This is a genomic window from Micromonospora sp. NBC_01740 (assembly GCF_035920365.1).
Classification (GTDB): Bacteria; Actinomycetota; Actinomycetes; order Mycobacteriales; family Micromonosporaceae; genus Micromonospora; species Micromonospora reichwaldensis.
The window spans coordinates 2779691-2803133 of the sequence record NZ_CP109150.1 but is presented as its reverse complement, the minus strand read 5'-3'; the positions used below and the strand labels follow the sequence as shown (position 1 = coordinate 2803133).

Sequence of the window (23443 nt, the reverse complement as noted above, 5' to 3'; positions counted from 1 at the left end):
CACCTCCCTCGGTCAGGCGGCCAGGCTGCGCGCGGGCAGCGGGTCCGCGGGCATGGCGCAGTGGTCGTCGGCGTGCCTGCGCAGCAGCGCCAGGTATTCGGTACGGGGCACCGCGACCGCGCCGATGAGCTTCGCGTGGTCGCCGTCGTGCTGGACGTCGACCGCCACGCCGCCGCTCTCCGCGACGCGCCGCACCAGGCACGCGACCGCGACCTTCGCGGCGCCGCTGCGCAGCGCGAACTGGGAGTCGGCGCTGAACACGCCACCGACCCGTACGCCGAACGTGCCGCCGACCAGCTCGTCGCCCTCCCACACCTCGACGCTGTGGGCGTGCCCCGCCACGTGCAGCTCGCGCAGCGCCGACACGAGCCGGTCGGTCAGCCACCGGGGCTCGCGGCCCACGCGGCAGTGCTGGACCACCCGGTCGAAGCAGACGTCGAGCGTCGTCGTCCACTCGACCTTGTTGCGCAACTGCCGCCGCAGGCTGCGCTGGATGCGGGCCTGGTCGACGTGGATCACCGGGCGCGGGTCGGGCGAGCACCAGGCGACGGCGTACGGGTCCGCGCTCCCGGCGAGCACCGCGATCCGACCGGCGGCGACGTCCGCCTCGTAGGTGAACTCGCTGACGATCTTCCGCTCCTCGGTGTCGGCCGGGAACGGGAACAGCCCGTGCCGGTAGGCGCCGAGGAGCGTCGTCGCGGACAGGTCGTCGCCGAACGCGACCGGGCCCTCGGTGGGGGCGTGGGTGAGGTCGAGCGTCTCCCAGCCCATCACGCGGCCCGCAGGAACTCGGTGCGGGTGAGGTAGCCGATGTAGCGGTCGAGCATCTCCGCGTCCACCGTCGGGATCTCGATGCCGCTGCCGCGCAACGCGTGCTCCACGTTGGTGCGGGAGAAGACGGGGAACGTCGTCTCCAGGTACATCTCCGCGACGCTCATCTGGCCCGTCGCGCAGCGGTCGATGAACAGCGGCGCGAAGGGGGTCATCGGATGGTCGGGCTGTTCGACCGCGACCCGCACCATCTCGTCGAGCCACTCGGCCCAGGTCACCTCGCGGATGTCGTGCCCGTGCGCCCGCAGGCGCTCGACCAGCACCGAGATGTTGACCTTCCCGGGGTTGGTGAGGTGGTAGACCTCGCCGGCGGGCCGGGACGCCCGGGCGATGTGCGCGACCGCGGCGGCGAACACGTCGACCGGCGTGTAGTCCAGCGGCAGCTCCGCGACGGGGGCGGTGCCGGTGTCCACCACGAACTTCTTCATCGCGCACATCTCCGTGGCGATGTTCCACGCGCCGTTGACCCGGTCGCCGGAGATGTCGGCGGCCCGGTAGATCGCCACCGGCAGCCCCTGCTCCGCCGCCCGGTGCAGCAGCGCCTCGGCCACCCACTTGCTCTCCACGTAGCCGACGGAGAGGTGGTCGGCGTACGCCAGCGGGGTGTCCTCGTCGACGTGCCGGACGCCGGCGGTGCCGAAGCCCGCGACGACGGCCATGGTCGACGTGTAGTGGACCGGGACGTTGCGGTGCCGCGCGGCCATCCGGATGATCTCGCGGGTGCCGTCGACGTTCGCCGGCCGCATGTGCGAGTACGGGTAGATGAAGTTGACCGCCCCGCCGGGATGGTGGATGACGTCGACCGTGCGCGCCAGCTCGTCGAAGGCCGCCTCGGACAGGCCGAGCCCGGGTGCCGCGAGATCACCGGGGACGGCGACGATCCGGCCCGCAGCCTGGTGACCGGCGAGGTCCTCGCCGAAGTAGTGCCGCGCGTTGGCCTGGATGCGGGCCAGGCCCTGCTCCGGCCCGTCGGCGCGCACGAGGCAGTGCACCACGGCGTCCGTGCTCGTCAGCAGCTCCCGCAGCAGGTAGATGCCCAGGAAGCCGGTGGCGCCGGTGAGGAACACGTGGCGGGGGTCCTGCCAGCGCGGCTCGTCGGACACGTCGCGCCGGACCTGCACGTCCAGCTCCGTCTCGGCGGCGAAGTCCACCCGCTTGCGGGTGTCGTCGCCAGCGAGCGTGCCTTCCCGGGCCTCGCGCACCGCCCGCGCCAGGCCACGCGGCGTCGCGTCCTCCAGCAGCAGCCGGATCAGCGGACGTACCTGGGTGATGAGCACGCCGAAGGAGCCACGGATCTTCGCGAGCAGCTCGGCGGCGAGGATCGAGTTGCCGCCCTGCGCGAAGAAGTTGTCGTCCGGCAGCACCCGGGGCACGCCGAGCACCTGCCCCCACAGCCGGGTCACGCCGCGCTCCACGAGGTCGACGGGCGTGTCGTCCGCCGCCTCGGCAGCGACCGTCGCGGTGCCCGGCGCGGGCAGCGCGGCCAGGTCGACCTTGCCGTTGGTCTTCAGCGGCAGCTCGTCGAGGGCGACGAACGCCGTCGGCACCATGTAGTCGGGCAGGTGGCGGCCGACGAACTCGCGCAGTTCCGCGACGTCCAGGGGCCGTGGGCCGGTGTGGTACGCGGCCAGGCGCCGCTGGCCGTCGTGCTCGTACGTGGTGACGGCGACCGTGTCGACGCCCTCGTGCGCCGCCAGCGCCGCCTCGATCTCGCCGGGCTCCACCCGGAATCCACGGATCTTGACCTGCCGGTCGATGCGCCCGATCACCTCGAGGTTGCCCTCGGCGGTCCAGGCGCCCAGGTCACCGGTCCGGTACATCCGCGCGCCGGGCTCGGACGCGAACGGGTCCGCGCGGAAGCGGCCGGCGTCGTCCTCGGTCAGGTAGCCGCGCGCCACACCGCGACCGCCGATGTGGATCTCACCGCGCTCGCCGGGGCCGACCGGCCGGCCGTGCTCGTCGAGGACGTACACGACGGTGCCGGGCAGCGGCCGGCCGACGGGAGCCGCGCCGCGGGCGGGCAGCACGTCGGCGGTCAGGTCCATCAGGCAGGAGGTGATCGTGGTCTCGGTGAGCCCGTAGGCGTTGACCAGCCGTACCCCCGGCATCAGGTCCAGCGCCGTGCGGCAGTCCTCCGCGTTGACCGCCTCGCCACCCACGATCACCAGCCGGACCGGCAGGTCACCGGCCCCCGCGCCGGCCTCGGCGAGGAAGCGGCGCCAGTACGCGGGGGTCAGGTCCATCACGGTGACCCCGTGGTGGCGCAGCCGCTCCGGCAGCTCGCTGGGCGCCCAACTCAGCTCGGGCAGCACCAGCGTCGCCCCGCCCAGCAGCGCGACCGTGATCTGCTCGATGGAGGTGTCGAAGGAGAGCGCGCCGAACTGCAGCACCCGGTCGTCGGGGATGACGCCGTAGCGGCCGGCCAGCTCCCCGCACAGGTAGCTCAGCGAGTCGTGGTTGACCACGACGCCCTTCGGCGTACCCGTGGATCCCGACGTGTAGATGATGTAGGCGGCGTCCCCGCCGCCCTCCGCCACGGCCGGGGCGGTCGCGGCGCCGTCCGCGACGCTCGCGGTGAGCGCCCTGACCGGCAGGTCGGCGAAGCGCGCCAGGTCGCGCCCGTGGGTGACGACGGTGGTGCAGTCGGTCTCCTTCACGAACGCCTCGACCCGGCTGTCCGGCAGCCCCGGATCCACCGGCAGGTAGGCCGCGCCCGCCTTCCAGATGGCGAGCAGGCCGACGATGGCGTCGATGGAGCGTTCCAGGTGGACCATGACCACGGAGTCCGCGCCGACGCCCTCGTCGACGAGGTGGCGGGCCAGGCCGTTCGCCCGGCGCTCCAGGTCCGCGTAGCTGATGTGCGCGTCGCCCTGCACGACCGCGGTCCGGTCGGGCTGCGACGCCGCGCGGACGGCGATGAGTTCGTGGACACGCGGTTGCGTACGGATGTTCATGTTTTCCCTCGGGTGTGAGCACGGTCGTACCCGTGGATTTACCTGCCGCTGACCCAACGAAATTCGATACGGGCGACACTACTGCCTGCCGGCGGTTCCCCCGACTACCAGAATGAGCATGGAACCAGAATTGACACTACTCATCAGGGTAGTCCTTTAGGCGCGGTCCACCCTTCGTCGAATTCAACGTGGAGGACGCCGGAAATCGCTATGTGGCAGTGGTGCCCGGAAGGTCCGGACCGCCCGCTACGCCGCGGAGGAGACCGGCACGTGGCGGACGAGTTCCGCCCGCGAGGAGATGCCCAGCCGGCGGAACAGGCTACGCAGGTGGTAGTTGACCGTGTGCGGCGACAGCCGTACCCGGGTCGCGATCTGCCGGTTGGTCATGCCCTCGGCGACGAGCCGCGCGATGGCCCGCTCGACGCCGCTGAACGACTCCCACGCGCCACCGGTGTCCGGGCGGTGCTCGCGGGCGGCGGGCGTGGAGCGCAGCCCGATCCTGCGCCGCAGGTCGGCGGGGGCCACGGGCTCCGCCGACGGGTCGGCGGCGCGGGACGCACCGGTCACGGCCCGGCGCCGGCGCAGGCGGTCGCGGTCGGCGCGGAGCGCCTGCCGCACGGCGGGCGGCAGGGCGTCGAGCACCGCCCACCACACCAGTTCGTGCCGGAAGGCGAGGTCGTCGCCCACCCAGTCGAGCAGACCGGCGTCGAGCAGCGCATCCAGGTCCGGCAGCAGCTGGGCGGTGTTCCGCCGGGTCATCGCCGTCAGCTCCGCGAGCTGGCAGGACCGACCGAGCACGGCGGCCACCCGCAGCAGCTGCCACGCTCCGGTCGGCGCGCCGCGCAACGTGGCACGGACCAGCTCCTGGACCCGCTTCGGCGTCCGCGCCCGGCCGGGCCCGTCGGTGACGCCCTCGACGCGGATCCCCTCGCGCAGCGCGGCCAGCAGCAGCGGGTCCCCCGCCGCGGCGGCGACGAGCAGGCGCATGGCAGGATCCGCCACGACACCGGGCGGATCGGCGACGAGCCGACCCACGGTGTCCCCGGCCAGCGGGCGGCCCGCCTCGGCGAGCGCCCCGCCCCTCTGCGACAACTGCTCGTCCTCGTATGCCACGACGCAATCGTGCACGTGAATGTCTGCCGGTCTCAACATTGCCTTACCACCAGGTACGCCGAGCAATTACCCGCACGTGGGGGAAGCGACACCGCAGCGGCTTGCCGGCGGGTGACCCGGGATTGCTTCGATCAATGTAATGACGTCGCGAGAGAGGCGGGCAGTTGTGGAACCCGTTGTGGTCCAGGATTTCGTACCGGCGATCGACCTGTCGGGCCGCACCACCGCCGAGGGGCGCGCGGCCATCGCGGCAGCCATCGGCAAGGCGTGCGAGGGTTCGGGGTTCTTCACCGTCGTGGGGCACGGCGTGCCCCGGGAACTGGTGAACCGCATGTACACCACCACGAAGACCTTCTTCACCCGACCGGAGGAGGAGAAGGACCGGAGCGCGAACCGCGGCTCCGGGGTGTCGGGCCTGCGCCGCCCGGGCGGCCCGTACGAGGCGTTCGCCGCGCACGTGACGGGCGACCTGAGCGACGAGGAGCGCGCGCGGCTCGGCACGCACCCGGCCACCTGGAAGGCGGCGAACATCTGGCCGGACGACGACTTCAAGGCGGTCTGGTACGAGTACATCGCCGCCATGACCGAGCTGTCGGCGGACATCATGCGGCTGTTCGCGCTCGCCCTCGGGCTGCCGGAGGACTTCTTCGACAGCAAGTTCGACGAGCACGTGTCCCTGATCATCGCCAACTACTACTACCCGACGCCCGACGACGGCGTGCTGCGGCGGGAGATGCACACCGACTGGGGCAGCCTGACGGTGCTCTACGTGGAGGACGAGCTGGGCGGGCTCCAGGTGCGGCGCGGCGACGACGACTGGCTGGACGTGCCCGCCATCCCCGGCAGCTTCGTGGTCAACATCGGCGACCTGATGGCGTTCTGGACCGGCGGCCGCTGGGCGTCGACCGTGCACCGGGTGGTCAACCCGGAGGGGACGGACGCGCCGTCGCGCGTCTCCATCCCCTTCTTCTACCTGCCCAACCACGACACCACCATCGAGCCCATGCGCCCACTGGCCCAGGAGAGCGCCGAGGCCGGGCTCGACCGGGTGACCGTCGGCGAGTGGTTCTCGCACAAGATGCAGTCGACGTACCAGGCTTCCGCGTAGCCGACCCCGCGGCGCCCGCCGGACCGCCCCGCAGACGCGGTCCGCCGGGCGCCGCGCGGTGGGCGGGCCGCCGGGCGCTTCCGGCGCGCGGCGCATCGGCGACGGGCGCTCCGCCGGGCGGCGGTCCGGTGTCAGAGGGAACGCACCGCACCCGGCACGGTGAACTCGATGGTCTCGCGGGCGACCTCGCGCTCCACCACCGTCACCGGCCCGCGCGCCCGCAGCGCCTCGACCACGCCCTCGACCAGGCGCGGCGGGGCGGACGCGCCCGCGGTGACCCCGACCGTGGTGACACCCGCCAGCCACTCCGGCAGGATCTCCGCCGCGTCCTCGATGAGGTGGGCCGGTCGACCGGCGCGGCGGGCCAACTCGACGAGCCGTTGCGTGTTCGCCGAGTTGGTCGAGCCGACCACGAGCACGAGGTCGGACTCCTCGGCGACCGTACGCAACGCCGCCTGCCGGTTGGTCGAGGCGTAGCAGATGTCGGCCGAGGACGGCCCGCGCAGCGCGGGGAACCGCTGGCGCAGCACGTCGAGCACCTCGGCGGTCTCGTCCACGGCGAGCGTGGTCTGGGTCAGGTACGACACCCGGTCCGGGTCGGGCACCTGGACCGTGTGCGCGTCCTCCAGCGACTGCACGAGCAGCATCCGCTCCGGCGCCTCACCCAGGGTGCCCTCGGTCTCCTCGTGCCCCGCGTGCCCCACGAGCAGGACGGTGTCCCCACGGTCGGCGTACCGGCGCGCCTCCGTGTGCACCTTCGCCACCAGCGGACACGTCGCGTCGAACACCTCCAGGCCGAGCCGGTCGGCCTCGGCGCGCACCACGGGCGACACCCCGTGCGCCGAGAACACCACAGTCGCGCCGGCGGGCACCTCGGCGAGTTCCTCGACGAACACGGCGCCGCGCGACTCCAGGTCGGCGACGACGTGCGCGTTGTGGACGATCTGTTTGCGGACGTACACCGGGCTGCCCCGGCTGGCGAGCGCACGCTCGACAATCTCGATCGCACGCTCGACACCGGCGCAGAACGCACGCGGTGCCGCGAGCAGTACCGTTACGGACTCGGCTACGGACATCGCGCACTCCTTCCCACGCATCTCCGCAGTATCGAGCCGTGTCCTCGCAATCCGGTGGGGTTCCGATGGAGCACCAGCAACGACGCCCCGCGCCGGGACGCCCGCTATCCGTGCACCTGGTAGGCGGCGAGGACCGTCTCGGAGATGAGGCGGGGGGCGTCCGCCCGGTCCACCTTCCCGCTGGCCACGTCGGCGGCGGCGCCCTTCATGATGTGGTGCAGCACGCTGGTCAGCCAGCTGGCCGGCAGGTCGACCCGGAACACCCCCTCGTCCTGACCCCGGCGGATCAACTGGTCGACGCGTCGCGCCGGCTCGGCGTGCAGCTCGTGCACGCGTTCGGGCGGCAGCGACGCCTGCGCCGCCTCCAGCACGGCGCTCGACTGGGCGATCAGCAGCCAGCTCGACCGGATCAGCACACGCAGGGCGTCCCGCGGGTCGCCGGTCAGGTCGAGGCCCGCCAGGAGTTCCTCCCCCTCGGCCAGCACCCGGGTCAGCGCGGCCTCGACCAGGGCGTCCCGGGACGGGAAGTGACCGTAGAGGGTCACCCGGCCCACCCGCGCCGCCTGCGCGATGTCGCTGACGCTGGCGTCGGGGTCGCGACTCAGGCAGCTCACCGCCGCCTCCAGGATCCTCTCCACGTTCTGCTGGGCGTCGGCCCGGCGGGTCGGCTTGGCGAGTGGGCGAGTCATGGAACTTCCCCTAAGTCGAACAGACGTGCATGAGTTAACGTGTCTCCGTAACTTGAACACTACCGTTCAACTTGGCGGAGGAGCCTGGCAGCCATGGCGGAACCTGTGACCGCAACCGAAACTCCCACACCCGCGAGTCCGCATCCGCAGCGCTGGCGGATCCTGGGCCTCGTCGGCATCGCCCAACTGATGCTGATCCTGGACGTCACCGTCGTCGCCATCGCCCTGCCGCACATGGGGTCGGACCTGGGGATGGATCGGGAAGCCCTCACGTGGGTGGTGAGTGGATACACCCTCACCTTCGGCGGCCTGCTGCTGCTCGGCGGGCGCGCCGCGGACCTGTTCGGCGCCCGGCGCCTCGTCCTCGCCGGGCTCCTGCTGTTCAGCGCCGCGTCCCTGACGGCGGGGCTGGCGACCAGCGGCCCCATGCTGCTGGGCGGTCGCGTCGGGCAGGGCCTCGCGGCGGCGCTCCTCTCCCCCGCCGCCCTGTCCCTGGTCGTCACGATCTTCGACGGCGACGAGCGCAACAAGGCGCTCGGCATCTGGTCGGCGCTCGGTGGCGGCGGCGCCGCCCTGGGCGTCCTCCTCGGCGGCCTGCTCACCGCCGGGCCGGGCTGGCCCTGGGTGTTCTTCATCAACGTGCCGGTCGGGATCATCCTGCTGCTGGCCCTCCGGATGCAGCTCCCGCCCCAGGCGCCCACCGGCGCGACGGCCAAGCTCGACGTGCCCGGCGCGGTGCTGGTGACGGCCGCCACCGGATCGCTGATCTACGCGCTGATCCGCGCCGGCGACGTCGGCTGGGCCAACCCGACGATCCTGGCGCTGCTGCTGGCCGCCGTGCTCCTCTACGCCGCGTTCGTCGTCCGGCAGCGCCGCGCCGCGAGCCCGCTGATGGACGTACGGCTGCTGCTCCGCCGGCCGGTGGCGACCGGGGCGCTGCTGATCCTCGTCGCGACCGCGCTGATGATCACCGTCTTCTTCCTGGGCACGTTCTACCTCCAGAACCACCAGGGCTACGGCGCCCTGCGCACCGGGCTGCTCTTCCTGCCCGTGGCGATCACGACCATGCTCGGCGCGAACGCCGCCGGCCGCGTCATCGGCCGGATCGGGGCGCGCACGCTCGGCGTCCTCGGCCTGCTCGTCGCGGCGGCCGGCATGGCGGTCCCCGCCGTGGTCGACGGGACCGCGGCCCTCGTCATCGGGGTGAGCGTCGCCGCCTCCGGCACGGGCGTCCTCTTCGTCGTGGCGTCCGCCGTCGCGCTCGGTCAGGTCGCGCCGCAGGAGGCCGGTCTGGCGTCCGGCATCGTCAGCACCTTCCACGAGTTCGGCGCCTCGCTCGGCGCCGCCGTCGTGTCGAGCATGGCCGCGGCGAGCATCGCGGGCACCAGCACCGAAGGCTTCTCCCGCGGCTTCACCACCGGCGCGGTCATCGCCGTCGCCGCCGCCGTCCTGGCCTTCGTCATCACCCCCCGGCCGGCCCACTGAGCCCCGACCCGGTGGCCGGTGGGGGCCCGCCCACCGACCACCGGGTCGGACATCCTCCACCACGCCCCCGACAGGCGGGCGCGGGAACGGCCGGTGGGGGCCCGCCCACCGGCCGCCGGGTCGGACACCGGCACGCCCCGGGGACGCGCGGGCGCCGGCCCCACCGTCACGTCGACGGGCCGGCGCTCACCGGCGCACCCGCGGCGCGATAAAGGCGCCGAGGCTGTCGCCGTGGCACTGCTCCACGCTGGTGGTGCTGACCCGCAGCGACACCTGGGTCGAGTCGCTGATGTCCACCTTGACCGGGCGGGTCCTCCCGAGGCCGACCGTGGTGGTGAAGACCTCCTTGCGGTCGGAGAGCACGGTGAACCGCAGCGGCATGCCCTTCGGGGACTCGTCGGCGATGCCCACGGCCGCCTCGAGGACCCGGAACTGCCGGCTCACCACGAACGTGACCATGTAGTTGTCGTTCAACCAGCACGGAGACGCGGTCAGCACCGCCTCGTGCCGCTTGCCGGCGACGGTCAGCGGCTCCTGCTCCCAGCCCTCGAAGTCGTCCACCTCGCGCATCTCCGTCAGCGGAACCACGTCGGCCGAAGGCGACGGCGACGCGGTGACCGTGGGCGACTCGGCTGTCGGGGCGGGGTCGGTGGGCGCCGCCGGCGGCGTCGGCGAGGGCTGCCCGCTGGACGGAGCACCCTGGACCGGCGGCGCGGCACCGCCGCCGCCGGTGTCGCGGGTCAGCTCCAGCGCGACGGGAATGGCCGCCGCGACCACCGTGGCCACGGCCGCGATGACCGCGCCGGCGATCGCGGGATGGGACGAGCGACGCCGTCTCGGGACAGACGCGCTTCGATTATGGCAACTCCGCGCACGCGCGCCGGGCCGCCGCCGGTCAGTGCCCGAGCCGGTCGAGGATCCTGGCCGCCACGTCGAGGGTGTTCCCCTCGGGCGCGGCGGAACAGCCGCCGATCGTCCCCCGCCAGCGCTCCTCGTGCGCGACGACGCGGGCGCGCAGGACGTCGACGTCCGGTGCCTGCCCCGTCGTCGCCGCCCGGGCCAGCCAGGTCGCCCACAGCTCCCACCGGGGCAGGTAGTAGTCCCGGACGAGCCCGGCCCAGTGCCGCCCGGAGTAGTCGTGCAGCCCGCTGGTCTGGTGGCCCCACACGGAGACCAGGCTGCGGGCGTCGCGCTCCATGACGTCGGCCTCGGCGGGCGAGCCGCCCCACGCGCGGGCGTCGTCGATCCACCGGCCGACGCGCGATTCGGACCGCGTGCCGGCGAGCTCGTCGAGGTCGAGCAGATCCGCCCGGAACCGGGCGAAGTGGTCCAGGACCCCGTCCCCGTCCCGCTCGGCGAAGGCTGCCAGCATCCCGCGGATGTGGACCCGCGAGCCCTGCGCCAGCACGTGACCGACCAGCTCGACCAGGTCCCGCTCGACCTGCTCCCGGACCCCCGCCTCCGGCGCCCGCCCGAGCAGCAGCCGGGCGGCCGAGGCGATCCGCGGCAGGGCGCCGAGGACCATCGGGTCGTTCTCGGCGTCGATGTTCGCCGACTGCCGCTGCGGCTCCGCGTCCTGCGGGACGAACTCGCCGGCCAGCCGCTGGGCGGCGAACGGCGCGTCGGCCGACCACGGCCGGGCGATGACGGGGGAAGGGATGGACCGGGTGCGCCCCGGCGCGTAGAGCGTGTCGGCCAGGAGCCGCCAGGCCCGGGCGAAGTCCTCGTGCCCGGACGCATAGCGCTGCCGGGCGAACGACCGCAGCCAGTCGTCCAGTCGGGGCACGCCCCAGGTCAGGTCAGTGGCCAGCTCGTAGAAGACGCTGTTGTTCTCGACCGCCTCCGGTGCCAGCCCGACGCCCGCCAGCCGGGCGGGCCGCGTACGCCGCAGCTCGTCGACGTCGCGACGCAGCCCGTCCAGGTCGCCGAAGAGCGCGAAGCGGCCCCCGAAGTTGTGGATGGCGCACCACACCCAGCGCCGCCCGAACATGCCGTCGCGGCGCCACATGGGGGCGTGCTCACCCCACAGGTCCAGCAGGAGGAGCCGCTCGTCGGGCACGTCGGCCAGGAACGCGCGCACGCGTTCGGGCCGCCAGAAGTCGCGCTGGTAGTGGAACGGCCAGCCCTGGAGCACCCAGGTCGCCTCCGGGTCGCCGTCCGCCATCGCCCGGTAGACGGCCCGGCCGACCGACGCCAGGTAGTCGGGTTCCCCGGACGGCGGCACCGACTCGATGAACGGGTCGACGGCGTAGTGGTGGTCGGTGCCGAACAGCTCCCGCTGGATGCCCAGGAACTCCGCCGTCAACGACGCGAACCGCTCGCTGTCGGGGCCGAGGATCGGGGTACGCCAGCCCTGCCACTCGATCTCGCCGGCCGACGGGTCGGCCAGTTCCGGCGGCACGTGGCCCCCGAACATGGGCAGGACCGGCGTCATGCCCAGCGAGCGCTGCCGGTCGAGGATCCGCTGCGCCAGCTCGACGTGGCGGCTGATCCAGCGCGCCGGCAGCGGCCCGCCGAACGAGTTCGTGTTGCCCATGAACGTCCACGGGAAGTGCGCCGCGCTGCCGATCCACGCGTCGATCCGGGCCTGGTCGAGCCCGGCCCGCCGGAACGTCTCCGCCAGCACCGCCTCGTGGCCGACCTGCATGAGCGGATGGGTGACGCCGTGCAGCGCCATCCAGTCGATCTCCCGCTCCCAGCGGTCCCAGTCCCAGAACGCCGCCGAGTAGCCGTAGGTCACGGCGTTGAGGTGATAGCGGACCGCGAACGGGCTGGTCAACCGCGTCGGGGGCGCGTCCGGCCAGGGCGTCGGCCGGGGCGCGAGCCGGGGCTGTTCCCAGGTCACCTGACGGCCGGCGTACGCCTTCAGGTACTGCCCGAACGCGGCGGCCGCGGCCACCGGATCCGACCCGCGCAGCGTCAGGACGCCGTCGCGGCACTCGTATCCGGCGACGGCCGCGTCGTCGCCGGCGGGGATCCGCTCCACCCGCACGTCGTCGGCCGTGCCGGCGACGCGGGCCACGAGGGCACGCACCTCGTCCACCGTCACAGCTCCTCGACGGTGCGGTTCAGCCGCGACCGCTCGGCGGCGAAGGCGACGAGGTGGCTCTCCACGCTCTCCTCCAGGGAGCTGGGGGCCGCCTCGACGTCCTCGCCGGACAGCCAGCGCCGGACCCGCCCGGTGAAGTCGAGCATCAGCCCGGCGTCGCCGCCGCCGTGTCCGGAGAACGCCTCGATGACCTCGTCGACGACCCCCTGGCTGCCGGTGCCGACCTGGAACGTCTCGTCGGTCCGCCGTCCCTCCACGGTGGGCGGCGTGTCGGCGAAGGTCGCCAGGCTGATCCGGCCCGAACGCATGTCCGCGGTGATCTGCCCGTGGCTGCCCATCAGCGTGAGCGTGCGGGTGTTCCACGCGGTGAACGCCGAGACCACCAGCGACGCCGTGACGCCGTTGCCGAAGCGCAGTGCCGCCGTCTGGTGGTCGACGACGTCGTTGTCCATCCGGTAGACGCACCGGCCGTAGTCGGTCAGCCGCAGGGCCCGCCGCCGGCCGGCCACGCTCGTGTCGTTCGTGACGACCGTGACGGGTGGCCCGTCGACGTCGGCGAGCTGGTCGACGTAGAGGCGCTCGGCGTTGTACGGGCAGGTGTCGGCGACGGCGCACCCGTCGATGCAGCGCTCGGTCGAGCCCTTCGGCGCGTGCTCGGCCCGGAAGTGGCGGCGTTCGCCGAACGAGGCGACCGTCGTGCAGGGCGACCCGACCAGCCACCGGAGGATGTCGATGTCGTGGCACGCCTTCGCCAGCAGCATCGGGCTGGACTGGTCGGTCCGGTGCCAGTTGCCGCGTACGTAGCTGTGCGCGAAGTGCCAGTACGCCACGTTCTCGATGTGCGAGATGCCCTGCAGCTCGCCGATCCGGCCCTCGTCGAGCAGGCGGCGCAGGGTCTGGAAGAACGGGGTGTAGCGCAGCACGTGGGCGACGGTGACGGTGCCGGCGCTGCCGCGGGCCGCGACGGTCAGCCGGTGCAGTTCCTCGGCGGTCGGCGCGATGGGCTTCTCGAGCAGGACGTGGTGTCCCAGTTCGAGGGCCCGGAGGGTGGGATCGACGTGGTCCCGGTCCGGAGTGGCGACGATGACCGCGTCCCACGGTCCGCGTGTCGAGAGCGCCTGCTGCCAGCCGGTGAAGCGTCGGTCCGCCGGGACGGCGTGGGCGTCGCCCAGTCCGTCGCGGCGCTCCGCGTCGGGCTCGGCGACCGCGACGACGCGGGCCGCCTCGGGGTGCTCCAGGCACCATTGGGCGTACGCGTGCGCGCCGCGCCCTCCCGCGCCGAGCACGAGCAGTCGTACCGGTCCCGATCCCGGGGACACAGGGCCTGCCACGTCGATCATCCTTTCGGTGTTCACTTGTCCGCCCCGGAGGTCAGTCCGGTGACGATGTAGCGCTGGGCGAGGAAGAAGATGACGATGACCGGTACGGTCACCGCGATGGAGCCGGCCAGGAGCACGGTCACGGGCACCTGGAAGTCGGTGAGCTGGGCGAGACCGAGCGGAGCCGTCCACCGGGACCGGTCCTGGACCAGGAACAACAGCGCGTAGAAGTACTCGTTCCACGCGATCATGAAGACGTAGATGGCGGTCGCCACCACGCCGGGCAGCGCGATCGGCAGTACGACCTTGCGCAGCATCGTCGGCAGCGAGCACCCGTCGAGCAGGGCCGCCTCCTCGACGCTCTCCGGCAGGGCGAGGAAGTAGTTGCGCATCATGTAGAGCGCGACCGGGACGGTGGCGGCGACGTAGATGACGAGCAACCCGACAAGCGACCTGGTCAGCCCCAGCCGGCTCAGGATGACGAACTTCGGCACCGCGAGCACGATGCCCGGGAAGAGGTAGACGGCGAGGATGATGCCGCTGGTGAAGCGCCGGCCCCGGTAGCGCAGGCGGGCCACGGCGTACGCGCCGAAGATGCACGCGACGATCGACACCGCGACGGTGGCCAGGGCGACCAGCAGGGAGTTGACCACGAACCGGCCGAGCCCGAAGCCGCCCGCCGACTCGTCCTTCATCGCCGTGACGTAGCTGGACAGGTCGATCTCGGAGAGACCGGGGACGACGTCGAGGGGCTCCATCAGCACCGCGGAGTGGGGGCGCAGCGAGAGCAGCACCCCGTAGAGCACGGGTCCCACGGCGCAGACGAGCGCGACGGTGATGAGCGTCCACCGCAGGACGTTCACCGGGCGCGAGGGCCGCATCGCCGAACTCACAACGTCTCCTTCCGCCGGGAGAGCAGGACGTAGCCGGCCAGCAGCACGCAGAGGATCAGCGACATCAGCAGTCCGTACGCCGCCGCGCTGCCGATGTCGGACCGGGTCACCAGCTCGGTGTAGACCTTGATCGCCATGACCTGGGTGCCGCCGGCGCCCTCGGTCAGCAGGTAGACGTCGTTGAAGTTCTGGAACGACCAGATGAAGCGCAGCAGCATCAGCAGCAGGACCACCCCCCGCAACTGGGGAAGGATGATGTGGCGCAGGTTCTGCCAGCGGGAGGCCCCGTCCAGTGCCGCGGCCTCCTCGATCCCGCCCGGCACGTTCTGCAGCCGCGCGGTGACGAAGAGGAAGGCGAGCGGGAACGACTTCCAGATCTCGAAGGCGACGACGACGAGCAGCGACACCGGTACGGGCAGACCCGCCACGTCGGTCGAGGTGGTGCTGAGGAAGCCGATGGGGCTCTGCCAGCCGAGGTACTCCATGCCGATCGCGTTGACGATGCCGTACTGGGGGTTGAGCATCGTGCGCCAGATCATCGCCGCCGCGATGACCGGCAGCACGTACGGGATCAGCAGCAGCGCGCGGACGAGCCCGCGCCCCCGGAAGGGGCGGCGCAGGGCGAGGGCGAGGGCCATGCCGACGCCGATGGACCCGAGCGTGGTCAGGGTCGCGTAGGCGACGGTGGTCCAGAGCGCGCCCCAGAACGCGTCCGACCGCCAGGCGTCGGCGATGTTCTCGAAGGTCCACTCGATGGTGGACGGTGACAGCCGGGGAATGTCGATCAGCCGCGTGTCGGAGAACCCGAAGATGACGACCAGGACGAACGGGAGCAGGACGACCAGCGCGAGCAGCAGCAGGGTCGGACCGGTGAGGAGCTGGCCGTTGAGGTTCTCCCGCTGGGAGCGGCTGAGCCGCTCCCAGCGGGAGGACCGCACTGTCGGCGTGCTCACAGTTCGGCCTGGACCTTCTTGACCTCTTCGGCCATCGCCTTCGTGATGTCGGCCGGAGACTGCCCGCCGTAGAGCCGCTCGAGGAACTGCGCGAGCACGTTCTCGGCGGTGACCGCGCCGGCCAGCGGGGAGTCCTTCGTGCCCATGCCCCACAGGCTCACGGCGTTGACGCCCTCGCGGATCTGGGTGACCATCTCCGGGCCGTACAGCTCGGCGACGGAGCTCTTGGCCTCCGGGCCGACGCCCAGCTTGCCCCACGCGTCGAGGTACGCGTTCGGCTCGGCCTTGGTGCCGTTGCGCAGCGGGATCCGACCCTCGGTCGCCGAGGCGAGCGTGTCCGAGTAGCCGTCCTCCAGCATGAACTTGATGAACTCCTTCGCCCCGGTGGTGTTGGCGCCCTCCGGGATGCCGTAGCCGAGGGTCGCGCCGTACTGCGCCGGGTGGTTCCGGTCGAGCACGGTGATGAATCCGGAGTTCTTCGACAGGAACGCCGGGTCGGCCTTGCACTGCGGGCAGGTCGGCGGGTTCGCCGAGTCGAGGCCGGCCAGCTCGTCGAGGATGTGGGTCGAGAAGAGCAGCATCGAGGACTTGCCGGCGAGGTAGGCCGCCCGCGCGCTGGTCACGTCGAAGTCACCCTGGGCGCTGGAGTCGCGCAGGACCTTGAACTGCTCGGCCGCCTTGGTGCACTCCGGCGAGTCGATGGTGACCTTGCCGTCCTGCACGAGCTGGCAGCCCGCGCTCTGGAACATCGAGTAGATGGCCTCGGTCCCCGAGGCGGTGCCGGACTGGGTGCCCAGGGCGATTCCGGACACCCCGGTCGCCTTCATCGTGGTGGCGGCCTTCGCCACCTCCTCGAGGTTGGTCGGCACCGCGACGTTCGCCGCCTGGAGGAGGTCCTTGCGGTACACCAGCAGGTGCACCCAGCCGTCGCTCGGCACGGCGCCGACCTTGTCGTCCAGGCTGAACGCCTTCAGGGCGTTCGCGTTGAACGTCTCGGCGCCGAGGTCCTTGACGACCTCCTCGGCGGCACCGGTGTTCAGCAGCCCCTGGGAACGCCAGGCGGCCGTGGTCGTGGAGCTGTGCAGCATCACGTCGGGCACGTCCCCGGAGGCGGCGCCCGTCGCCAGGGCCTGCTTCTGGTCGGCCTCGCTGAGCGGCACGACCTTCACGGCGATGCCGGTCTTCTCGGTGAACCGAGCCGCGACCTTCTCCTGCGCCGCGACCCGCTGCGGGGTCGTCTGCGGCGTCCAGAAGGTGATCTCCTTGGCCTTTTCCGCCTCCGACTCGGACCCGCCGCAGGCGGCGAGCATGGTGAGCGCGGTCGCGGCGGCGAGAGCCGCCGCCCACCGGCGCTTCGTCAGGTGGACCATGTGCTGTCTCTCCTCGATCTGCTTGGTGACGACGGTCAGGACCGCTCGACGGCCCCGCGCATGACGTGGCCCTGCGAGTTCGCCGGCGGGCGCACGCCGAGCAGGGCGCTGATGGTGGCGGCCACGTCGACCAGGCCGACGTTGCGCAGCGGGACGCCGCGGCGGATCCCGGCGCCGGAGAGCACCATCGGGACCTGCGCCTCCGGCAGGGCGCCGTGCGAGGCGCGGGGGGCGCCGTCGGCGAGCGTGGAGAGGTGGTACGGCTCGACCGGCTCCACCACGAGGTCGCCGAGCTTGTCGCTGGCCTTCAACCGGCGCAGGTCCTGCTGGTCACGGACGGCCGCGATGCCCGGGATGCCCCGGATGATCCCGGCGATGCGGCGGGCGTTCTCCGGGGTGTCCGCCCGGCCCCGCAGGGTGATGTCGGCGGTACGCGGGGCGGGCACGACGACGATCTCGCTGGCCGGATCCGGTACGCCGCCCGAGCTGGCGACGACCTGGACCTTGAGGCCGGTCGCGGAGAGCCGGTCGAGCACCTCGGGCAGCAGCGGGACGGTCCATTCCCGGGCACCGTGGTCGGCCGTGACGACGAACGCCGTCCGGTCCAGGACGCCGGCCTCGCGGGCGGCCTCGCGGACCCGCCCGATCTGGGCGTCCACGCGGGCCAGGGCGGCGGGCAGGTCGGGGTCGGAGAACCCGCCGTCGTGCAGCACGCCGTCGACGTCGTCGCAGTAGACGGTGATCAGGTCCGGGATCGCGGCCGGGTCGACCATGGTGCCGCCGGAGTTGACCGGTTCGCCGCGCAGCAGCGCGATCGCCTGGTCGGCGCGGGTCTCGCAGTTGCCGCCCGGCTGGGTGTACAGCGCGGCGGGGTCGCCGTACGTGGCGCCGTAGTTCTGCACCGCGTACCACTGGAGGTAGGCCGCGGTCCGGTCCTGTCGCTTCAGCGAGTGGGCGATCGTCTCCACGCCGGGCTCGATGTGGCGCTCCTGGGAGACACCGCGGTCGGTCTCCTGGTTGTAGTAGTAGCCGGTGTTGCGGTGCACGGCCGGGTACGCGCCGGTCGCGGTGGTCGTCCGCGACGAGTTGGAGTACGACGAGTACGACCCGTCGGCCACGCCGAAGGTGCCCTCCCCGATGAGCGCCCGGATGTTCGGCAGCTCGGCCAGTCCGGCGTAGCGCCCCGTGAGGAAGCGCGGGTCGAACCCGTCGAAGTCGAACATGATCACGTGCTGCGCGGGCCGCGCGCCGTCCGCCTTCGCCGCCGGTGACGACACCGCCGGGGTCGCCGGCAGTACGGCCGCCGCGAGCAGTACGACCGCGCCGGCCGCACCGGCCCTGACCGCGCTGGAACGCCTGATCGGATGCGCCACCCTCTGCCTCCTCGAACCGTCGGACCCGTGGGCGAGAGTCTGCCGGAGACACGAGGGAGATTGTCAAGATGCCAGTGTGAGATGCAAGATACGCGCATGCAAAACCTCTCGGCTGACGGGAATGGTCGATCCTTGGACGAACTCGACCGGCAGATCGTCGGCGCCCTGCTCGCCCATCCGCGGGCCACCCACGCGCAGATCGGCGAGGCGGTCTTCACCTCGGAGGCCACCGTCTCCCGCCGGGTCCCGCGACTCCTGCGCAGCGGTGCGGTGCGGATCATCGGGGTCATGGACGGCGAGGCGACCCGCCGGGCGCGATCGCTGTTCGTGCGGCTGCGCTGCCGTCCGGACGCCGCCGGCCGCTCCGCCGAACACCTGGCCCGGTGGCAGGAGTGCGGCTCCGTCAAGCTGCTCACGGGCAGCGTCGACTGCGTGGCCGAGGTCTCCTACACCTCCAACGAGCACCTGCTCCAGCTCATGTTCGAGCAACTGCCCGGCCTGGACGGTGTCCTGGCGATATGGAGCAACCAGGTCATCCGGAGGTTCTGCACGCCACACAACTGGAGCCCGAGCCTGCTGCCGGCCGAGGTCGTCGACGAGCTACGGGCGCAGCGGACGGACCACTGGAACGAACAGACACCCGTCGAGACGCCGTCCCGGCTCAGCCGACTCGACGAGCTGATCATCGCCAGCCTCGCCACGGACGGTCGCCAGGGCTGGCAGCAGCTCGCCGAGCGGTGCGGCGCGAGCCCCGCCACCGTACGGCGGCGGGCCGAGGCGATGATGGCGGCGGGATTCCTGCGCATGCGGACCGTCGTCGAGCCCAGCCTCGTCGGGCTCGCGGTGAACGCCTTCGTCACCCTCAGCGTCAACCCCACGCAGCTCGGACAGGCCGGCGAACTGCTCGCCGCACACCCCGCCGTACTCATGATCTCCGCGACGACGGGGGACCGGAACCTGTGCGGCGAGATCGCGCTGGAGAGCGACGCCGCCCTCTACGAGTTCCTGTCCGGCACCATCGGCCAACTCCCCGGCCTCCAGCACGCGGACGTGGCCGTCGCCCTGCGTTCCGTCAAGCGGGCGGGAATGATCCTGCCGCCCGCGCCTCCCGCAGGCGAGACGAACCGTCGCGGTGTGGCCGCCCCACCCAGATGACGGACCTGCTCGACCGCAGCGGAGAGTCACAGCTCACCGGGGTCGGTCCGGGCGGATCGGCGAGGTCGCCGGTGGCCCGCCCGCAGGGCAGGTCGCCGGTGGCCCGCCCGCAGGGCAGCGGGAACGCCTCGCGTGGGCTACGGGACGATCGGGAGCGCGTCGACGTCGCCTCCGGTCTGGGGCAGCCCGGCGGCCGCGGCGACGACCTGGACGGCGTCCTCCAGCGTGGTGGCCTCCGGGAGGACGAGTTCGTCGGGCCAGCCGAGGACGTCGTGGGCCGCGTACCAGCCGCTCATCTGCGCGGCGGTGAACTCGCCAGCCTGCGGGCGCGTCAGGTGCCGGCGCAGGGTCTCAGGCAGGGACACGTCGAGGTAGACGAAGAGCGACCGCCCCCGGTGACCGTCCCGCAGCGCCGTCAGGACGGCCCGGTGGCGGCCGGTGTGCAGGATGCCCTCCAGCACGACGTGGTAACCGTGGTCGAGCGCGAACCGTACGGTCTGTTCGATCAACGCCGGGGCCACGCCGCCGGGCTTGTCGCGCTCGCGCAACACGATGCGGCGCAGGTAGTCCTGTTCGACCAGCGCACAGCCCCGGCCGTGCCGACGCCGCAACTCCCGGGCGATGCTGCTCTTGCCCGAGCCTGAGTTGCCCCGGACGCAGACGAGGATCGTCTCCGCGCTGCCGGTCGGGACGGCGTCGGCGTCGGCGTCCATGGTGCCCCCTCGCGGTCAGTCGGTGCGTACGGTCAGGCCCCGGGCGGCGACGACGCATAGAGCCATTGGCGATCTTGACAGTCTCGGCCTCGTTGGGACACCCTCTGGGCCAGATCGCGCCCGAAGGTCCGTGGCTCATGGGTTGCGGCTGCAAGGTCGATATTCCACATAGGTACATGGAGGCTCACTTGCGTCGGAATATCGCAGTCAGCATGGCTGCGCTTGTCGCCGTGCTCGGAATCCTGGTTCCTCAGGGGTCCGCGCTCGCCGGCAGTGGCGCACCATTCAAGCTGCCCTACCGGGCTGGACACGCGTACACCATCACCCAGACCCCCGGGAGCGGCTACTCCCACAACGACGGCTACAACCGACATGCCGTCGACTTCGCCATGCCGCAGGGCACCCCGATCGTCGCCTCGGCCGCCGGCACCGTCCGCTACGAGGGATGGAGCAGCGGCGGAGGCATAATCGCGCTGATCGACCACGGCAACAATCGATGCTCCCAGTACGCCCACCTCAGCACCACCATCGTCGACAGAGGGCAATGGGTGGCGCAGGGGCAGCACATCGGCGCGTCCGGCGCCACCGGAAATGTGACCGGTCCACACCTGCACTGGAACGTCGTCTACTGCGACTCCCAGCTCAGCCGCGAGATCCCCAACACCGTGGAGAACGGCACCAACTATCCCACCGGCACCGCGCCCGTGAGCCAGAACTCCCTTTCCACCAACCTGCCCGGAGCTGATGGCGAACGGGTGTCCGACTTCAGTGGTGACGGTGCCGCCGATGTGCTGGGGGTCGCCGCCAACGGCGACTTCTGGTACTACCCGCACAACCTTTCCGGTCTCAGCACCCCGGTGAAGATCGGGATCGGTTGGGCGGCCTTCAAGCACGTCATGGCCGCCGACTGGAGCGGTGACGGCGCCGCCGACGTCCTGGGAGTCGATTCCTCAGGAAGGCTGTTGTACTACCCGAACAACAGCTACAAACTGTCCGGCTACACGCAGATCGGGAATGGCTGGGCGGCCTTCAAGCACGTGATGGCCGCGGACTGGAGCGGTGACGGCGCCGCCGACGTCCTGGGAGTCGACGCCAGCGGAAACCTCTGGTACTACCCGCACAACGGAACCGGCCTCGGCAACCCCGTCAAGATCGGATACGGCTGGGCGACCTTCAAGCACGTCATGGCCGCCGACTGGAGCGGCGACGGCGCCGCCGACATCCTGGGAGTCGACGCCAACGGAAACCTCTGGTACTACCCCCACAACGGAACCGGCCTCGGCAACCCCGTCAAGATCGGATACGGCTGGGCGACCTTCAAGCACGTCATGGCCGCCGACTGGAGCGGCGACGGCGCCGCCGACATCCTGGGAGTCGACGCCAACGGAAACCTCTGGTACTACCCCCACAACGGAACCGGCCTCGGCAACCCCGTCAAGATCGGGAACGGCTGGGCGGCCTTCCTACACGTCATGTGACAGTAACGATCCACCAGGGCGGGTCGGCCCAGGCACCAGACCGGGTGCCGGCCTTCAGTGCGGCGCTGATCCTTCAGAGGTGCGCGACAAGCTCGACCCGACTCGGCGATCATGCGTCACACATCGGCACGATGGCTACTTGAAGTAAGAGCGCGGGCGGCCTGTCCAGCCACAGCTCTGGCACCCGAGATTGCGGCGGGGCCGCTCCCGGAAGGAGCGGCCCCGGAGTTCGGCGTTCAACCCGTTCGATCAGTCCAGGCGGTATCGAGGATCACCTGGTACGCGCTGATCCGCACGGGCGACAGCGTCAGTCGCTCGTGGGCGAGCAGCTCACCCGTCTTCGGGTCGAAGATCAGCAGAGACTGCGCTTGGTGTTCGCGGTCGTCGAAGGTGACGGCGACCCCGTCCCGACCGGCGCGATCGGTCACCTGTCCCCGCCATCGGATGCCGGGCACGTCGGCGAGGACCCGCAGGATCTCCGCTCGGGCCGCACGCGGTATGACGAACTGCGCATAGAGAGTGCTGACTTCTTTGCTCGCGGCGCCCGGCCCGTGCTCGACCTTCAGCAGTTCGCGCAGCCGCGACGGGTCGGCCGACGGTGGCGTGAGTTCCATGGGCGGCAGCGGGATCATGGCCGGAGCCGCCGTGGCGCCAACTGCGGGACGCGAGCCCAGGTTGCGTTGCCAGTAGTCGCGGGACTCCTGGTCGGGGTACTGCGGCTCCAACTGCGTGTTGATCTGGCTGCCGGTCCCGTCGGCGGCCTGCCAGACCTTCGTCTCGCCAGCGAAGGCAACCCGGTGACGGCCGTCGGCGGAGGTCATCACCGGATCGCCCCACACCTTCGTGTGGTGGTACATGTAGCGCCCGCCGAGGTGGTCGTACTCCGCATCCTTGATCTTGCCCGCGAGCGCGCGCAGCTGCGGGCCAGCCTCCGGCGGGTCCGTATCGAACTGGTACGAGACCGGTACGAGCACCGATCCCGCTGTGCTCCCGGGCCCGCCCGGAACGTCCGGTGAGGGCCTGTCGAACGGCTGGAGAACGGCCACGGCACCGACCGCGACCGCCAGCGTCCCCGCCGTCAGAACCAGCCGGCGGGTCGGGCGTACGCGACGACGCCCGGCGACCATCTCGGTGGTGCCAGCGCGGTCGATCAGCTCGTCTGCCGAGACCAGCGGCGGCGCGACGGCGGCGGTCCGGGCCGGGTCGACCGGGCCGAGGAGGGTACGGGTGCGCTCTGCTCCGAACATCACAGTTCCTCTCGCGTAGTCGCCAACACGGGGCAGCGCCGGGACTGAGCGGGCCGGCCCGACATCGCTTCGGCGAGGCGGCGGCGGGCGCGATGCAGGCGCACCGCCGCAGTCGCCCGAGTACAGCCCAGAACCTGGGCCGCCTCGGACACCGTCAACTCCTCCCAGCCGATCAACCGGAGAATTTCCTGATCGAGCTCGCTGAGGATGGCCAGCGCGGCCCGGACATCGGCGACCCCGACGGTGGTGTCCGCACCCGACGAGCTGGCGACCCGTGCCAGGTCGGCACCAGCGATGGGCAGGACATCGGGGGCGCCGCGCCGCGACCGCCAGTGGTTCGCAAGAAGCCGCCGAGCCACCCCGTACAGCCAGGGCAGGCCGCGATCCGGCACCTCGTTACGACGACGCCAGGCGACGACAAAGACCTCCTGGGCGAGCTCCGCCGACGCGTCGGAGTCCGCGAGTCGACGCAGGCCATACCTCACCACGTTCGCGTACTCGGCGACGTAGAGGCCGGTAAACCAGCCCTCGTCCCTCTTCTTCGGTGGACCCACCCGAACCCCCATTGCCTCGGCGACTCTCACCCTGGCTTGTGTCACGACAGGCCCGACGATTACCGACGAGCTTCTCCCAGCCG

Annotated in this window: 19 protein-coding genes; 4 read left to right on the top strand and 15 right to left on the bottom strand. The window is 71.9% G+C overall.

Annotated elements, in window-relative coordinates:
* Positions 1–12: 12 nt before the first annotated feature.
* From OG989_RS13385 to OG989_RS13375, 3 genes are all read right to left on the bottom strand, one after another.
* Positions 13–771, bottom strand: coding sequence for a leucyl/phenylalanyl-tRNA--protein transferase (locus OG989_RS13385; protein ID WP_151453510.1), 759 nt, complete (start codon positions 769–771; stop codon positions 13–15).
* Positions 771–3785, bottom strand: a complete 3015-nt coding sequence (locus tag OG989_RS13380) for a non-ribosomal peptide synthetase (RefSeq protein ID WP_327030680.1) — start codon at positions 3783–3785, stop codon at positions 771–773. Before OG989_RS13380 ends, OG989_RS13385 begins: the two co-directional genes overlap by 1 nt.
* A 246-nt stretch (positions 3786–4031) precedes the next feature.
* The gene (locus OG989_RS13375) at positions 4032–4898 is read right to left on the bottom strand and encodes a helix-turn-helix transcriptional regulator (protein WP_225852039.1); all 867 of its coding nucleotides are present in this window, start codon (positions 4896–4898) and stop codon (positions 4032–4034) included.
* Positions 4899–5064: 166 nt separating this feature from the next.
* Between OG989_RS13375 and OG989_RS13370 the strand changes: the two genes are divergently transcribed.
* Positions 5065–6006: an isopenicillin N synthase family dioxygenase gene (locus tag OG989_RS13370; protein ID WP_225852038.1), complete on the top strand. Its 942-nt coding sequence runs from the start codon at positions 5065–5067 to the stop codon at positions 6004–6006.
* 131 nt (positions 6007–6137) lie between these two features.
* Here the strand turns inward: OG989_RS13370 and ispH are convergent, their stop codons facing one another.
* Positions 6138–7082: a 4-hydroxy-3-methylbut-2-enyl diphosphate reductase gene (ispH, locus tag OG989_RS13365; RefSeq protein WP_327030679.1), complete on the bottom strand. Its 945-nt coding sequence runs from the start codon at positions 7080–7082 to the stop codon at positions 6138–6140.
* A 104-nt stretch (positions 7083–7186) separates the two neighbouring features.
* Complete coding sequence (locus OG989_RS13360) at positions 7187–7771, bottom strand: TetR/AcrR family transcriptional regulator (protein ID WP_151453505.1); 585 nt, start codon at positions 7769–7771, stop codon at positions 7187–7189.
* A 105-nt stretch (positions 7772–7876) separates the two neighbouring features.
* On the opposite strand from OG989_RS13360, the gene OG989_RS13355 reads away from it, so the two are divergent.
* The gene (locus OG989_RS13355) at positions 7877–9256 is read left to right on the top strand and encodes an MFS transporter (RefSeq protein WP_327030678.1); all 1380 of its coding nucleotides are present in this window, start codon (positions 7877–7879) and stop codon (positions 9254–9256) included.
* A 186-nt stretch (positions 9257–9442) separates the two neighbouring features.
* Here OG989_RS13355 and OG989_RS13350 read toward each other — a convergent pair whose 3' ends face one another.
* From OG989_RS13350 to OG989_RS13320, 7 genes are all read right to left on the bottom strand, one after another.
* Entirely contained in the window at positions 9443–10042 is a 600-nt protein-coding gene (locus OG989_RS13350; protein ID WP_327030677.1) for an NPCBM/NEW2 domain-containing protein, read from the bottom strand.
* 109 nt (positions 10043–10151) lie between these two features.
* The gene (locus OG989_RS13345) at positions 10152–12299 is read right to left on the bottom strand and encodes an alpha-N-acetylglucosaminidase (RefSeq protein ID WP_327030676.1); all 2148 of its coding nucleotides are present in this window, start codon (positions 12297–12299) and stop codon (positions 10152–10154) included.
* Positions 12300–12301: 2 nt separating this feature from the next.
* Positions 12302–13636 carry a Gfo/Idh/MocA family oxidoreductase gene (locus tag OG989_RS13340; protein ID WP_327030675.1) on the bottom strand — a complete coding sequence of 445 codons (1335 nt, stop codon included), beginning with the start codon at positions 13634–13636 and terminating at the stop codon, positions 12302–12304.
* A gap of 20 nt (positions 13637–13656) precedes the next feature.
* A complete protein-coding gene (locus OG989_RS13335; protein ID WP_225852034.1) occupies positions 13657–14517 on the bottom strand; it encodes a carbohydrate ABC transporter permease in 861 nt (286 codons plus the stop codon).
* Positions 14514–15470, bottom strand: coding sequence for a carbohydrate ABC transporter permease (locus OG989_RS13330; protein WP_151453500.1), 957 nt, complete (start codon positions 15468–15470; stop codon positions 14514–14516). The genes OG989_RS13335 and OG989_RS13330 overlap by 4 nt, the downstream gene beginning before the upstream one ends.
* Positions 15467–16840, bottom strand: coding sequence for an ABC transporter substrate-binding protein (locus OG989_RS13325; RefSeq protein ID WP_327030674.1), 1374 nt, complete (start codon positions 16838–16840; stop codon positions 15467–15469). Before OG989_RS13325 ends, OG989_RS13330 begins: the two co-directional genes overlap by 4 nt.
* A gap of 35 nt (positions 16841–16875) precedes the next feature.
* Positions 16876–18213, bottom strand: coding sequence for an alkaline phosphatase family protein (locus OG989_RS13320; protein WP_327030673.1), 1338 nt, complete (start codon positions 18211–18213; stop codon positions 16876–16878).
* Between the two features lie 132 nt (positions 18214–18345).
* Here OG989_RS13320 and OG989_RS13315 point away from each other — a divergent pair, with 132 nt between their 5' ends.
* Positions 18346–19368, top strand: coding sequence for an Lrp/AsnC family transcriptional regulator (locus tag OG989_RS13315; RefSeq protein ID WP_327030672.1), 1023 nt, complete (start codon positions 18346–18348; stop codon positions 19366–19368).
* A gap of 137 nt (positions 19369–19505) precedes the next feature.
* Here the strand turns inward: OG989_RS13315 and OG989_RS13310 are convergent, their stop codons facing one another.
* Positions 19506–20081, bottom strand: coding sequence for a kinase (locus OG989_RS13310; RefSeq protein ID WP_327030671.1), 576 nt, complete (start codon positions 20079–20081; stop codon positions 19506–19508).
* A gap of 212 nt (positions 20082–20293) precedes the next feature.
* Between OG989_RS13310 and OG989_RS13305 the strand changes: the two genes are divergently transcribed.
* Entirely contained in the window at positions 20294–21559 is a 1266-nt protein-coding gene (locus OG989_RS13305) for a peptidoglycan DD-metalloendopeptidase family protein (protein WP_327030670.1), read from the top strand.
* A 236-nt stretch (positions 21560–21795) separates the two neighbouring features.
* Here OG989_RS13305 and OG989_RS13300 read toward each other — a convergent pair whose 3' ends face one another.
* Together OG989_RS13300 and OG989_RS13295 are read right to left on the bottom strand one after the other, a co-directional pair.
* Entirely contained in the window at positions 21796–22806 is a 1011-nt protein-coding gene (locus OG989_RS13300) for a CU044_5270 family protein (RefSeq protein ID WP_327030669.1), read from the bottom strand.
* Entirely contained in the window at positions 22806–23360 is a 555-nt protein-coding gene (locus tag OG989_RS13295; protein ID WP_327030668.1) for an RNA polymerase sigma factor, read from the bottom strand. The genes OG989_RS13300 and OG989_RS13295 overlap by 1 nt, the downstream gene beginning before the upstream one ends.
* Positions 23361–23443: the final 83 nt, after the last annotated feature.

What these genes read in the sequence shown, in the direction of transcription:
- OG989_RS13385 (WP_151453510.1), bottom strand. Translation starts at nt 771, where the DNA reads ATGGGCTGGGAGACGCTCGACCTCACCCACGCCCCCACCGAGGGCCCG.
- OG989_RS13380 (WP_327030680.1), bottom strand. Translation starts at nt 3,785, where the DNA reads ATGAACATCCGTACGCAACCGCGTGTCCACGAACTCATCGCCGTCCGC.
- ispH (WP_327030679.1), bottom strand. Translation starts at nt 7,082, where the DNA reads ATGTCCGTAGCCGAGTCCGTAACGGTACTGCTCGCGGCACCGCGTGCG.
- OG989_RS13360 (WP_151453505.1), bottom strand. Translation starts at nt 7,771, where the DNA reads ATGACTCGCCCACTCGCCAAGCCGACCCGCCGGGCCGACGCCCAGCAG.
- OG989_RS13325 (WP_327030674.1), bottom strand. Translation starts at nt 16,840, where the DNA reads ATGGTCCACCTGACGAAGCGCCGGTGGGCGGCGGCTCTCGCCGCCGCG.
- OG989_RS13310 (WP_327030671.1), bottom strand. Translation starts at nt 20,081, where the DNA reads ATGGACGCCGACGCCGACGCCGTCCCGACCGGCAGCGCGGAGACGATC.
- OG989_RS13305 (WP_327030670.1), top strand. Translation starts at nt 20,294, where the DNA reads ATGGCTGCGCTTGTCGCCGTGCTCGGAATCCTGGTTCCTCAGGGGTCC.
- OG989_RS13300 (WP_327030669.1), bottom strand. Translation starts at nt 22,806, where the DNA reads ATGTTCGGAGCAGAGCGCACCCGTACCCTCCTCGGCCCGGTCGACCCG.